We start from the raw sequence: 12,573 nt of genomic DNA on the forward strand, positions 1-12,573 counted from the left end.
GAAGCAGGACACCGGCGACGACAATCGACGATGAGTTTCCCGGCCGCCGCCGGTCTCAACATCCGTACCGATCCTCGACCACGGAGTTGTCATGACGCAGTTGCTGAAAGTGCAGAACTTCACCGTCTCCAGCGACGGCATCGCCGCCGGTGAACATCAAAGTTTCGAGCTTCCGTTCGGCCTCGACCACAGGAACCTGATGTCCTGGGCAGGGGCGACCGCGAGTTGGCCGAACCGCACCAACCCCGGCGGAACCCGCGGCCTCGACGACTACTTCGCCCGCGACTTCTCCCACAATATCGGCGCCGAGATCATGGGCCGCAACAAGTTCGGTCCGCAGCGCGGGCCGTGGGAGAACCTCGACTGGCAGGGCTGGTGGGGCGACGAACCGCCGTTCCACACCCCGGTGTTCGTCCTGACTCACCACCCGCGCCCGACCCTCACCCTGTCGGACACGACGTTCGACTTCGTCGACGGTGAACCGGCAGCGGTCCTCGAGCGGGCGAAGGTCGCCGCGCAGGGACGGGACGTGCGACTCGGAGGTGGTGTCACCACCATTCGGGAGTTCCTCGACACCGACCTCGTCGACACTCTGCACGTGGCGGTCGCGCCGGTGACGTTCGGGCAGGGGTTGCGGCTGTGGGAGTCACCGGACGACCTGAACGACCGGTTCCACCATGAGGTGGTGCCCAGCCCGAGCGGCATCGTCCACCACCTGTTCTGGCGGCGCTGAACCTTCCCGACTACTGCAAGCACAGGCGGGTGGCGGTCGGAACCAGCCGTCGGGGGGAACGGATCGTCGGCGTATCCGGTGGATAGAGTCCGGTCGTACTCGCGACCTTCCGTGAATACCGATCAATTCTGTGTGGATTCGTGTTCGCGTGGCGGATGTAAATCCACATAGAACGTCGATGCGAAAGCCCGCGGTCCCCGATGCGACATGACCCTCAGCGCGATCCTGGTGAGGAAACCTCACTGGCCCTGAACTGGGGAAATGGGGCCTTCCCGGGACTCTGGACGGTTCGAAGTGGTTCATTCACGCTTGCGTGCCCCGAACATGCGCATCCAGTGAAGGATTCTCGTCCTTTCGGGATTGCAGAGGAGAAAGGTGGGATGTCGACCTTTGCCGGTGACTGAGATCCAGGTCAATTCCTCGCGTGGATAATCAGAAAGAAAGTCTACCAGTTGCTGGGTGATCGTCAACAATTTTTTGTCCCCGCCGGTGTGCTTCAATCTCCTGCGATAGATGCGCAGCAGGCTGTCCGTCGATGCTCGGCTCACTTCGATTTCTGTTGCCGATGAAATAATAGAAACCAGGGATTGATCAGTTACCCCCCGTGGAACAGCCTCGATTGCGAGTCGCAGCAACTTCTCGCGTGGCATATCAATATCGTGCTTTTTTTCGGCGTTCAATATTTCCCCTTCGGGTATTTTCCTTGATTTGTCATACTTTGGGTACGCGAGTGATTCTTCCTATTTCGTGCATGCTCCATGCGCCTTGGTTGATGCTGACATCTGCGTCGGTCACCGTGCCCATGATGGTAACCTCGGACTCGGGATAGGGATATTTGATTCCTCCGACGCGTTGGTATTCAGGTCGTCTGCGTTCGGGATTCGCATTACCACGCCGGGGCGGGGCAATTCTGATGCCGCGTCGAGTGCGACGTCCCCGTGGAGCGTTTTGATACATGCGCTGAAATTCGTCAGGCGAATTAGACGTTTGGTGCGGAACGCCGCGGTACAGGTAGGGCTCTTCGTGCGGATCCCACGATCCGCCGTCGGTATTCCCGCATGCCCAGGTGGATCGATGTGCCGCTGTCGATCAGCTGAATTCTCCTGTGCTCGTAGAGTGCTGCGAATTCGGTGTCGGTGGTGCCGGTGTATCCGACCTGGTCGCGTTCGATGGTGGCGTCGGTGATGCGGCCGCAGTGCGCGACCAAGCCTGCCACGTGCGCGTTGACATAGTTGACTCACCGTAGGTTGCTTGGGTTGACGACATTGACATTATGGGAGGATCTCGCATGAACACCCTGGTCGAACAGGAACGCAAACTCCTGGACCGTCACACCCGCCGCGTCCACTAGACATTTGCGAACGCGCGCGCAGCCGGCGTCCCCGCCGAGGTCTTCGCGACGTCGAGTCGATCGCCGCCTCGACGGCTGCGGCACTGCCGACCGATCGCATCTACGACCAGTTGGTCGGTCCCTTCTACGACACCGGCGGCCTGACCCGGTGGTGGAGCATCAGCCGCCAAGCGGTGAACAAGGCCGTGGCCACCGACTCCGTGATCGCCTGCCGACTCGCCGACGACGGTCAGTGGGTCTATCCCACCTGGCAGTTCACGGACACGGGGACGGTGCACCCGAACCTGATCACCCTGTGGAGGACCCTGCGCGGCGCCGCCGACCCATGGACCTGCGCCGTGTGGCTGCGCAACTCGCAGCCCGAACTCGGCGATCGCAGCGCGCACCGCGAACGGGCCCTGGTGGTTCTCCTCCGTCGGCGGCGGCCGGTTCGATCTGACACCGCCGCGTGGCACCTGCTACCTCGCGTTCGACGAGCGCACCGCGATCCGGGAGACCGTCGGCGAGGCGCTGGCGACGACCGGCGTGATCAGTGCGGACTTCGCCGCTGACCGGCAGCTGTCGATCCTGGCCCTGCCGCACGACCACCCGGTCGCCGACACCTGCGCGGAGCAGGCCGCGGACTTCGGTCTCACCCCCGGTGCGGTTTCACTGTCACAGGCCTGCCGCGTTCGGTGCGGATCGTCTCACCGCCCGTGAGCTGACTGCATCATTGTGTCGATTGCGGACAGAAGTAGTTCGCCATCTGTGACTGTGAGACCCAAATCATGTTGAGCACCAACAGTTCTTTATCGGTGTCGTAGCGGTGATAGTCGACGACGGTCCGTACGATCGCCCAGTTCATCTGCTCTACGTGGTAGCCGTCGTCGGAGTTGCCGGGCCGCGACCGGGTGAATGCGATCTCGCGTTTCTCGTACCAGTCGAGCAGGTGATCATTGATGAACTCACTGCCGTTGCCGGAAGTCCACGCCCAGGATCGGGACGGCATGATTTTCGCGATGTCGTCGAGGACGGCGAACATCCGTCTGCGGGCCTCGTTGCACACGCTGCGGTCCTCACGCGACACGCCGTACGCGGGCATTTCGAATGAGTCAACGCGGTCCGTATGCCGCGGCGCCGCCCGCTGATACATTGGCATGCATGCTGCTCAGCCGCCTGATGCAGGACGCGCATGCCGCCACACCCGACAAAGCCGCTCTCATATTCGAGGACACCGTGCTGTCGTATCGGGAGCTGCACGACGCGATCGAATGTTCGGCACGGGGCCTGCTCTCGCTCGGCGTCGGCCGCGGCGATCGGGTGGCGATCTTCATGCGCAACCGCTGGGAGTACGTCGAACTGTACTTCGCGTGCTTTCGCATCGGTGCGATCGCGGTGCCGCTGAACCACCGGTTCCAGACCGACGAGGTGCTCTTCGCGATCAATCACTGCACGGCGAAGTTGCTGATCGTCGACGAGACACTGCTGCCGATCGTGACGGACGTGCCCGAGCAGGCGGAAAACCTCATCGGGATGTACGTGTACGGCGGCACCGTGGCATCCGACGCGCCGAACCAGTGGAGCGGTGTGGTGGCCGCGGCATCCGATTCGGTCGTCGGACCCGAGGTCGACGACGACGATCCCGCGATGATCCTCTACACCTCGGGCAGCACGGGCAAGCCGAAGGGTGTCACCCACACGCATCGCTCGATCGGAGCGACCGCGGCGAGCCGGGTGACCACTCAGCAGCTGGACGCCGACGACATCTCGCTGGCCGCCACTGCGATCTGCCATGCCGGAGCCGCGATCGGCGTGACATTTCCGACCCTGCACGCAGGCGGCACGGTAGTGATCCTCGCGGAGAGCGATCCGGGGCTGTTCCTCGACGCAGTGAACGCGCACCGGCCCACGCGCACCGTGCTGCTGCCCGCGCAGCTACTCGACGCCGTGACCGACCCGCGCGCGACGAGCGTGGACTTCGGGTGCTTCCGTGAGGTCGCGTGCGGTGGCGATCAAATGTCGTCCGACCTCTATGACGAGTTCGCGAAGGTCACCGATCTGCAGCTCAACCAGCTGTACGGCCTCACCGAATGCGAGGCCGTCAGTATGAACCCGCCGTTCGGGATGATTGAGCGTGGCTCGTTCGGCCTTCCCCGCGCCGGCGTCGAGGTGCGGATCGTCGCGGCGGCCCTGACTGCGAACGACACCGACGGTTCGCCGGTGCGGGACGCCGCACCCGGTGAAACCGGCGAAATCTGGGTGCGTAGTGACTCGGTGATGACCGGGTACTGGGACGACCTCGAGCACACCGCGGCGACCTTCGTCGGTGACTGGCTGCGCACCGGCGATCTGGGTAGCCGCGACGCCGACCACTACCTGCACTTTCAAGGGCGCATCAAAGAGATCATCATCAAGGGCGGTTCCAACATCGCCCCCGGTGAAGTGGAGGATGTGCTCGAGGCGAGTCCCGGCGTCGAGCTGTGTGGGGTAGTCGGCACGCCAGACGCGCGGCTCGGGGCGCTCGTGCATGCGTTCGTCGAGCTGAAGCACGACCTCGCCGACCCGCCCACCGAAGCCGACCTGAGGGCGTTGGCCGCCGAGCGGCTGGCGGCCTACAAGGTGCCCGATCGCTGGACGTTCGTGGCGGATCTGCCGCGCAACCACGTTGGCAAGATCGACCGGCACGCGCTGCATCGTCGCGCAGTCGAACTCGACGCGAGGTAGGGCGCGGGTCGGTGAATGAGACTCGCCGACTGTCTCACCAATCAGCCTGTAATGCAGCAAAATTCAGCACTTTGGACGGTCAGGGTGCTACTGGCACCGCCTGAGGCACTCGGTGTCGAAGCGCCCGGTTCGCATGCGTGCATCCCGTGGTGACCGCTCGTGGCGCGTCGTGCCGGAAGACTCGACGACGACAGCGAACCCATCAACGAGAAGCACGCGGAATGACGTACGGCGCTGCCGATCTATCGGGACTGCGCCGGGACATGACCCCGGGTGCGGGCCGGTCGGCCGGCGTCACGACCGACGACGTCGGCCCGCCTTGGCCACAGTGTCGAAGCCGGGCAGAACATCGGATACCCGATGTCCGTGAGCATTCCGACGCCACCGACCGGCTACCTCACCGGGTGGCCGGTGCGTTCGGGCTTCGCATCGACTTCGCGGGTAGGTCGGACGTCGCGAGCCAGGAATACCGGGCCATCCAGCAGAAGGCGACAAGCATCACGATGTCGGCGACGAACGCAACAGGGGTCGAGCGGGTGACGCGAGCGACGGGAAACGCGATCGCCGCGACGCACAGGAGCGCGACACACCATCGAGGCGACATCCGCGTGTGCCACTGCATCGCGCCGAGAACGATCAGCGCGAGGGGAAATGCCGGGCCCGCGAGCACGAATACGACCGTCCCTCCGGTCGGGTAGCCCTCGAACGCAGCGAGGGCAGAACTGTCATCCACACCGAACACGCCCTCGAAGAAGCCCTGTAGCCCGAACGCGACGGTGCCGAACATGCCGATCAATACCAGAAGAAACCAGAGTGCGGAGACAACAGGAAAGGCCGGGCGAAGCCTCTCGTGTTCCCCGAGAAGGCCGAACACCCACGGCACCGTCGACACGGCGATGAGCATGCCGCCGACGATCCCGTAGTGTCCGTCGTTCCAGAACAGGGGCGACAGCGCGAAGATCGCCGGCCCTACGACGAGCCCGAGAATCTGCAATCGAGGCACCAGCATGGCACCGATGCTAACCGACTCGAGCCGTTCCGGAGTGCGTTGATCCGAACTGAATTCGGCTGGAATGCCTCGGCGCGTGACCCGCTCGCCGCCGCGCTCACCTCAACCTCGGTGATCTCGTGAGCAATGTCCGAGTACGTGTGCGCTGTGGTGATCGCTTGGGCAGTACCATCCGCACCTGCGGATCCGAACTGGTTTACCGGCCCGGCTGGAGCAGTGAACGGACCGAACCCGGCAGCGGCACCGCGGAATCGGTGAGCGGGGACCGCTCCGGGGTACCCGCGACGGTACGCAGCGGGACGACCCCGGCCCACACGCTGTGGTCTTCACCGTCGTCGGTGTCCTCGCCGGGTCCGGCCGCGCGGATCTTCACGCTCACCTCGTCCAACGGAAGTTCGAGCACCGTCGTCGCGGCGAGTTCCTTCACGGACGGGGGTCGGACCTCGTTCCACCGGCCGGGCATGAGACGGTCGGTGACCGCTCGCAGCGCGTCGTACTTCTCGTCGTCGGGGACCGGGGTCGCGACCCCGAAGACGACGGCGCTGCGGTAGTTCATGCTGCTGCCGAACGTCGAGCGGGCGAACACCAGGCCGTCGAGGTGGGTGACGGCGACCGACACCTCGAGCCCGCCGCGTGCGGCGAGGAACGCGCCCGCGCCCGTCGACCCGTGCAGCAACAGACGATTGCCGTCCCGCCCGAACGACATCGGCAATACCACCGGATAGCCGAGACGGACGAACGCGACGTGCGCGACCTGCGCGTCGTCGAGGAGGCTGTGCAGGACAGTCCGATCGTCGGTGCCTCGGTCCGGTTTCCGGTTGATCCGGGTGCGTTCGTTCACGGCCCGATCCAAGCAGTCGGTCGTGTCGCCCGACAATCGAATATCGGGCTCCGGCCGGACCCGTGCGGCCGGGCTCCGGGGTACCGAGGTTGCGAAAACCTCCGACCCTGCTACGGTTCCACGCGACAACTCAACACACACGGGAGTTCGCACCAGCGGGCTGAGAGGACGGCTAGCTCGTATCGAGCGACAGGGCCGTCGACCGTACGAACCTGACCGGGTAATGCCGGCGTAGGGAGCGAACATGAGGGATACCTCTGCCTTGTCGGCTGCTGTCACCACCGGACCGATCGACGGCAGCAGCAAACACTACGAGATGGTCGACGGGTTGGCGGTGCCGTTCCGACGTGTCCACTTGAGCACCGGCGACCACCTCGACCTGTACGACCCGTCCGGCCCGTACACCGACACCGCCGCCCACCTCGACCTGCACGCCGGTCTGCCGACGATCCGGTCCGCGTGGTCCCGGCCGGACGGTGCCACCACCCAATACGGTTGGGCACGAGCCGGAGTCGTCACCGACGAAATGCGGTTCTGCGCGGCCCGCGAAGGTGTCGACCCGGAGATCGTGCGCGCCGAGGTCGCCGCGGGCCGGGCGGTGATCCCCGCGAACCGCCGGCACCCCGAACTCGAACCGATGATCATCGGGAAACGTTTCGCGGTGAAGATCAACGCGAACATCGGGAACTCGGCGGTCACCTCGTCGATCGCCGAGGAAGTCGAGAAAATGGTGTGGGCGACCCGGTGGGGCGCCGACACCATCATGGATCTGTCCACCGGCAGGGACATCCACGAGACCCGCGAATGGATCCTGCGGAACTCCCCGGTGCCGGTCGGCACCGTCCCGATGTATCAGGCGCTCGAGAAGGTCGGGGGCGATCCCGCATCGTTGACGTGGGAGTTGTACCGCGACACCGTCATCGAACAGTGCGAGCAGGGCGTCGACTACATGACCGTGCACGCCGGGGTGCTGCTGCGGCACATCCCGCTGACGATGAACCGGGTCACCGGCATCGTCTCGCGCGGCGGATCGATCATGGCCGCCTGGTGCCTGGCCCACCACACCGAATCCTTCCTGTACACGCACTTCGCGGAACTGTGCGAGATCCTCGCCCGCTACGACGTGACATTCTCCCTCGGCGACGGACTGCGCCCCGGGTCGATCGCCGACGCCAACGACGCCGCCCAGTTCGCGGAACTCCGCACCCTCGGTGAACTCACCGCGGTGGCCCGCGCCCACGAGGTACAGGTGATGATCGAAGGTCCCGGGCACGTGCCGATGCACAAGATCGTCGAAAACGTGCGCCTGGAAGAACAATGGTGCGACAATGCCCCGTTCTACACCCTCGGGCCGCTCGCCACCGACATCGCACCCGCCTACGACCACATCACCTCCGCGATCGGTGCGGCGATGATCGCGCAGGCCGGCACCGCGATGCTCTGCTACGTCACCCCGAAAGAGCACCTGGGGCTACCGAACCGCGACGACGTGAAGGTCGGGGTGATCACCTACAAGATCGCCGCGCACGCCGCGGACCTCGCGAAAGGCCACCCGCGGGCGCAGGAACGCGACGATGCGCTTTCCCGTGCCCGCTTCGACTTCCGGTGGCGCGACCAGTTCGCCCTGTCGCTGGACCCGGACACCGCCCGCGCCTACCACGACGAAACACTGCCCGCCGAACCGGCGAAGACCGCGCACTTCTGCTCGATGTGCGGGCCGAAGTTCTGCTCGATGCGGATCTCCGCGGACGTGCGCGACTACGCGCGCGAACACGGCCTGACCGACATCGACGCCATCGACGCCGGCATGGCCGAGAAATCCGCCGAATTCACCGACCACGGCAACCGGTTGTACCTGCCGATCACCACGACCTGACCCACCCCGGGTGAGGGGAACCATCACCCGGGTAAGGGCGAATGATGGTTCCTTTCATCCGGAATGGGATGACGGGACGGCGGAGGGAGGTCGGCGGCGCAGGTCCGTCAGGAGTTCGGGGATCACCTGCTCCTCCATCACCGCCCGACCTGACGCGGTCATCTCCGCAGCCAGATCCGGGTCCCACGGTGACTCCGATGTGCTGTCGCCGGACTTGAATGTCTCCGCAGCACCGCGTGCGAGTCCCGTCCGGTAGGTCGCCGTGTCCATCCGCCACGGCACCGCACCGAGTTCGGTCTGTGCGCGTGCGGTGGTTCGCAGGCCCGTCCAGTCGAAGTCGGCGCGCCAGTGCACCGTTCCCCGTGCTGTTCCCAGCAGATGCACCACTGCTTCCGACGGCTGGCCTTCCGTGCACACCAACGGCAGATGCTCGGGACCGAGTTCGCGTTCGGCGGCCTGCAGGACGGTCGGGTTCTCACACACGTACACGTCACCGGGTGCCAACCGCACATCCCAGGCCAGCATCTGCGCGAGCGTCCACATCTGATGCATTCCCGCATTCGCGGTGACATCGGCGATGGTGACGGCCTCGCGTGCGCCCTCCACTCGCACGCCGAGGGTGAGCACCCTGCTGGTCAGGCCACTGTCGATCACCCCGAACTGTTCCCACAGGGCCATCCGTTCGATGGCGGTCACCGGTTCGGCGGTCCCTCGGTCTGCGGCGAGCAGTCGCAGAACCCACTTCCGGACAGCAGTGGCGGTCAACGATTTGGAATCGCCGAGCGTGTTCGTGGCGAGTTCGACGGGGGAGATGCCGTCGGCGGGCAGTGCCGCGAGGATCCGGGCGACGTCCCCCATCGTCCCGGACAGCAACTCGGCATCGATGCGGTCGACGGTGTGCATCAGCGCACGCCACCGCCGTAGCTCGGGTGCGCCGAGAATCCCGTCGATCTGCGACCACGCGGTGTCGATACCGCGCGCTTTCGCGGCTTTCGCCCCGGGTCTGTCCGTCAAGGGTGCCTGCGCGTTGAGCACCTCGAGTAAGGACAGTCCGCCATTGAGTGGTCGCCGCAACCAGCGGTCGAGCGCCGACATCTCGAACCGCACCTTCGTCGAGGTGCTGTTCACCCGCGTCGGACCCACCGCGTGCGCCAGCCGATAGAGATCCGGCACCTCGGCAGTGACCGGAATCGTGATCGCCCCGGTCACCTGCAAACCCTTGCTCTGCACGTGCCGGCGGGCGCGTTCGAGCACCACCCGTAACTCGTTGCTCCCGGCCCAACTCATGTGCCTGTCCTTCGGATCACACGAACTCGAACGCGCCGTCCACCGGGCGCACCACCTGCCGCGTTCCCGGCGAACCCAATGCGTGTGCCAGATCCGATCCGTCGTGCTCGGCCAGCAACTCGCCACCCGACCACACCAACAGTGTTGTGGCGACAGTATTCTCGGCCACCGAATGCGACAGATCGTAGTGCGCGCACCCCGGTACGTCACCATAGGTGATCCACAGATCGAATCCGGTCATGAACAGATCCAGATCGAACTGCACCGACAACCCCAACAGTTCACTGCGGCCGGTGTCGTCGACACCGGCGAACGCCTCGTCGAGGGCAAGCAGTCGCGGGGCATGCGGATCCGCCGAATCGAGCATCACATGCGCCGCCGCGAACAACGGCAGATGCAACGACACCGACTGCTCACCACCGGACAACGCCGAATGCCGCGCCGGCGTCAACCGGTCCTCACTGCCGTCGGCACCGAGGAGACTGAACGAGAACACCCGCCACCGGCGGTAATCCAACGTCGACGCCAGAATCTCCGGATACGACCGCTCCGGATGCGCCGCCCGTTCCGCACGGATCCGCGCCGCGAAATGCGCACGAATCCCCGCCAGATCCTCCGGCGACAATGCCGACGCATCCCGATCCAGCAGCTTGCACACCGCCCGTGCCTGCTCGTCCAGATGATCGGCGAGCACCCAGTGCACCCCGATCGTGTTCCCCGACGACATGTGCCGCCGCCGCATCTCCGACGCCATCCGCGCAATCAGATCCCGCGCATCGACGGTGCGCTCATGGATCTGCTGCGCCAACCCCGTGAGCAGGGCATCCTCGAGGATGCGCCGCTCCGAATCGGTCAGCAGCATCTCCTGCTCGTGCCGGGCCCGCGCGATGCGCTGGGCGAATGCCGCGACGGACGTGTGCCCCTGCTCGTCCTGCACCTGCACCACCGTCACCCCGTCCGCCGCATCCCAATGCAACCGGTAGTCACGGCCCCGCGCGAGTTCGGCATCGAATTCCTGCAACGCCGCCGTCAACGCCGACGAGACGGATTTGCGGGTCGACTCACCGACGGTCACCGTCTCGGTCGCCGAGTCCACCGCCCGCAGCAGCGCCAGCACCTGAGCGGGCAGCACCTCCACCGGCGCGTCGGGCGCCGAACGGATCCGGTACAGCACCTGATCCACCTCGAGCCACGCCGCGGCACCGGCCGGCCACCCGAGATCCGTGTCCACACCGAGCAGCATCAGCAGGTCCCGATGCGCGAACGGCGCGAGCGTCTCGGCGTCGGTGCGCGCCTCGGTCAACGCCGCGGTCACCGTGTGTTCCGCCGCGGTGTGCGCGGCCTCCGCCTTCCCGATCCGCTCCAGCGCACCGTCGTGCGCCTTCCGTGCCGCCCGCTCCGCATTCTTCGCCGCCTCGATCCGCAGCCGCGCCGCCTCGAGTTGCGCGTCGATCTGCTCGGCGCTCGCCCCGATCGCCTCCCGCAGCGTCGCCAGCTTCTGCTGCTCGGTCACCAGGTTCTCGGTTGCCTCCGCCGACCGCTCCGCCGCGTCGTCGGCAGCCGCCCGGGCCTCGTCGAGTTGCCGTTCGGTGTCGCGGACCCGGTCACCACCGGCGGCCTGATCCCGCAACGCCCGCACCACCACCTGCCCCTGCGACCGGAAGAACCGGACCGAGGCCTCCACACCATCCAACTCCACCGCCGTCGCAGCCACCCGGTGCCGGGCCGCCTCCGACCGCACCTGCTGCTCCTTCGCCGCGACATCGGCGATCGCCTGATCGAGATCACGATCGGTCGCCGCAGATGCTTCTGACGCGGTGCGCAACGCACCCGCACAGTCGGTGACCTTCCGCAACGCGGTCAGCACCACGCTGGTGCGGGGCAGTGCCTTCACCGCCGCATCGAACGCGGCCAGACGTTCACCGATCCGCTGCTCCTGCTCCCGCAGCGAGCGCACCCGATCCCGACACTCGGCGATCGCGGCCTCGAGTTCGGCGATCCGCCGCTGCCGACGCCGCGCCCGCGCCGTCGCCCCGATGAACTCGGCGTGATCCTTGACATGCCGACCCCACTGCACCCCCTGCCGGAACCCGCCGCGCCCGTCCACCGCCACCCGAACGTCCGCACCGGCAGTGCTGTTCCAGGCGATCGACGCCAGCACCGCCGCGACCCGATCCTCCGCCACCGCCGTATCCGGTTCGGGGACAAGCACATCCGCCAGGGTTTCACCGTCCGGCCGCAGCTCGACCGGCAACGCCACCAGCAGTTGCTCCGATTCGATCTCCGGCACCTCCTCGCCGGTACACACCCACCCGTCGAGCAGGTTCGCCGCCTGCAACGCCGCCTCGATACCCGCCGCATCGCGCGCCGACACCCCGTCCCGGAAACGCACCAACTGCCACAGCGGCGCCCCCGTCAACACACCCCGATCACCCGTTCGCGCCGGGAACGGCGGGGGAGCATCATCACGTTCGGCCGCGACCGCGGCCCGCTCGGTCTCGAGCTCACCGATCCGCACCCCGACCGAGTCGACATCCGACGCGCACTCCCGGCGCCGGAACCGCAGATCGTCGAGTACCGGAGAAAGCTCTTCGGCCAGCACCGCGGCCGGTGTGGGCGCATCGTCCTGCCCGACCGCCGCGAACGCCGCATCGAGCGACTCGAGCAGCAGCACCGTCAATCCGGCCGACGCGAACGCCTCACCGCACCCGGACCACCACCGGTTCAACTCGGCCGCCACATCCGCCCGCGCCAACTCGACCATCGTCTCGGC

Annotated in this window: 11 protein-coding genes; 5 read left to right on the plus strand and 6 right to left on the minus strand. The window is 66.3% G+C overall.

Annotated features, from left to right (window positions below; all coding sequences use genetic code 11):
- Window positions 1–91: 91 nt before the first annotated feature.
- Window positions 92–733, plus strand: coding sequence for a dihydrofolate reductase family protein (locus WAX14_RS08510; RefSeq protein ID WP_422627649.1), 642 nt, complete (start codon window positions 92–94; stop codon window positions 731–733).
- A 299-nt stretch (window positions 734–1,032) separates the two neighbouring features.
- On the opposite strand, the gene WAX14_RS08515 is transcribed toward WAX14_RS08510, so the two are convergent.
- Window positions 1,033–1,413, minus strand: a complete 381-nt coding sequence (locus WAX14_RS08515) for a hypothetical protein (protein ID WP_422627650.1) — start codon at window positions 1,411–1,413, stop codon at window positions 1,033–1,035.
- A 781-nt stretch (window positions 1,414–2,194) separates the two neighbouring features.
- On the opposite strand from WAX14_RS08515, the gene WAX14_RS08520 reads away from it, so the two are divergent.
- A complete protein-coding gene (locus WAX14_RS08520; RefSeq protein WP_422627651.1) occupies window positions 2,195–2,635 on the plus strand; it encodes a hypothetical protein in 441 nt (146 codons plus the stop codon).
- Window positions 2,520–2,783 (plus strand): hypothetical protein, encoded by a 264-nt coding sequence (locus WAX14_RS08525; RefSeq protein WP_422627660.1) that lies wholly within the window; start codon window positions 2,520–2,522, stop codon window positions 2,781–2,783. Before WAX14_RS08520 ends, WAX14_RS08525 begins: the two co-directional genes overlap by 116 nt.
- Window positions 2,784–2,793: 10 nt before the next feature.
- Here WAX14_RS08525 and WAX14_RS08530 read toward each other — a convergent pair whose 3' ends face one another.
- Entirely contained in the window at window positions 2,794–3,165 is a 372-nt protein-coding gene (locus WAX14_RS08530) for a hypothetical protein (RefSeq protein ID WP_422627652.1), read from the minus strand.
- Window positions 3,166–3,224: 59 nt separating this feature from the next.
- Here WAX14_RS08530 and WAX14_RS08535 point away from each other — a divergent pair, with 59 nt between their 5' ends.
- Window positions 3,225–4,787 carry a class I adenylate-forming enzyme family protein gene (locus tag WAX14_RS08535; RefSeq protein ID WP_422627653.1) on the plus strand — a complete coding sequence of 521 codons (1,563 nt, stop codon included), beginning with the start codon at window positions 3,225–3,227 and terminating at the stop codon, window positions 4,785–4,787.
- 397 nt (window positions 4,788–5,184) lie between these two features.
- On the opposite strand, the gene WAX14_RS08540 is transcribed toward WAX14_RS08535, so the two are convergent.
- Together WAX14_RS08540 and WAX14_RS08545 are read right to left on the minus strand one after the other, a co-directional pair.
- Window positions 5,185–5,796, minus strand: coding sequence for a hypothetical protein (locus WAX14_RS08540; RefSeq protein ID WP_422627654.1), 612 nt, complete (start codon window positions 5,794–5,796; stop codon window positions 5,185–5,187).
- Window positions 5,797–5,992: 196 nt separating this feature from the next.
- Window positions 5,993–6,637 carry a pyridoxamine 5'-phosphate oxidase family protein gene (locus WAX14_RS08545; RefSeq protein WP_422627655.1) on the minus strand — a complete coding sequence of 215 codons (645 nt, stop codon included), beginning with the start codon at window positions 6,635–6,637 and terminating at the stop codon, window positions 5,993–5,995.
- A gap of 244 nt (window positions 6,638–6,881) precedes the next feature.
- Between WAX14_RS08545 and thiC the strand changes: the two genes are divergently transcribed.
- A complete protein-coding gene (gene thiC, locus WAX14_RS08550) occupies window positions 6,882–8,513 on the plus strand; it encodes a phosphomethylpyrimidine synthase ThiC (protein ID WP_422627656.1) in 1,632 nt (543 codons plus the stop codon).
- 54 nt (window positions 8,514–8,567) lie between these two features.
- Here thiC and WAX14_RS08555 read toward each other — a convergent pair whose 3' ends face one another.
- Window positions 8,568–9,800, minus strand: coding sequence for a DUF2399 domain-containing protein (locus tag WAX14_RS08555; protein WP_422627657.1), 1,233 nt, complete (start codon window positions 9,798–9,800; stop codon window positions 8,568–8,570).
- A gap of 16 nt (window positions 9,801–9,816) precedes the next feature.
- Window positions 9,817–12,573: SbcC/MukB-like Walker B domain-containing protein (locus WAX14_RS08560; protein ID WP_422627658.1), on the minus strand; the 2,757-nt coding region annotated here is incomplete at its 5' end.

It is taken from the genome of Rhodococcus sp. (in: high G+C Gram-positive bacteria) (assembly GCF_049299235.1).
GTDB lineage: Bacteria > Actinomycetota > Actinomycetes > Mycobacteriales > Mycobacteriaceae > Rhodococcus.

What these genes read in the sequence shown, in the direction of transcription:
- WAX14_RS08510 (WP_422627649.1), top strand. Translation starts at nt 92, where the DNA reads ATGACGCAGTTGCTGAAAGTGCAGAACTTCACCGTCTCCAGCGACGGC.
- WAX14_RS08530 (WP_422627652.1), bottom strand. Translation starts at nt 3,165, where the DNA reads ATGCCCGCGTACGGCGTGTCGCGTGAGGACCGCAGCGTGTGCAACGAG.
- WAX14_RS08535 (WP_422627653.1), top strand. Translation starts at nt 3,225, where the DNA reads ATGCTGCTCAGCCGCCTGATGCAGGACGCGCATGCCGCCACACCCGAC.
- WAX14_RS08540 (WP_422627654.1), bottom strand. Translation starts at nt 5,796, where the DNA reads ATGCTGGTGCCTCGATTGCAGATTCTCGGGCTCGTCGTAGGGCCGGCG.
- thiC (WP_422627656.1), top strand. Translation starts at nt 6,882, where the DNA reads ATGAGGGATACCTCTGCCTTGTCGGCTGCTGTCACCACCGGACCGATC.
- WAX14_RS08555 (WP_422627657.1), bottom strand. Translation starts at nt 9,800, where the DNA reads ATGAGTTGGGCCGGGAGCAACGAGTTACGGGTGGTGCTCGAACGCGCC.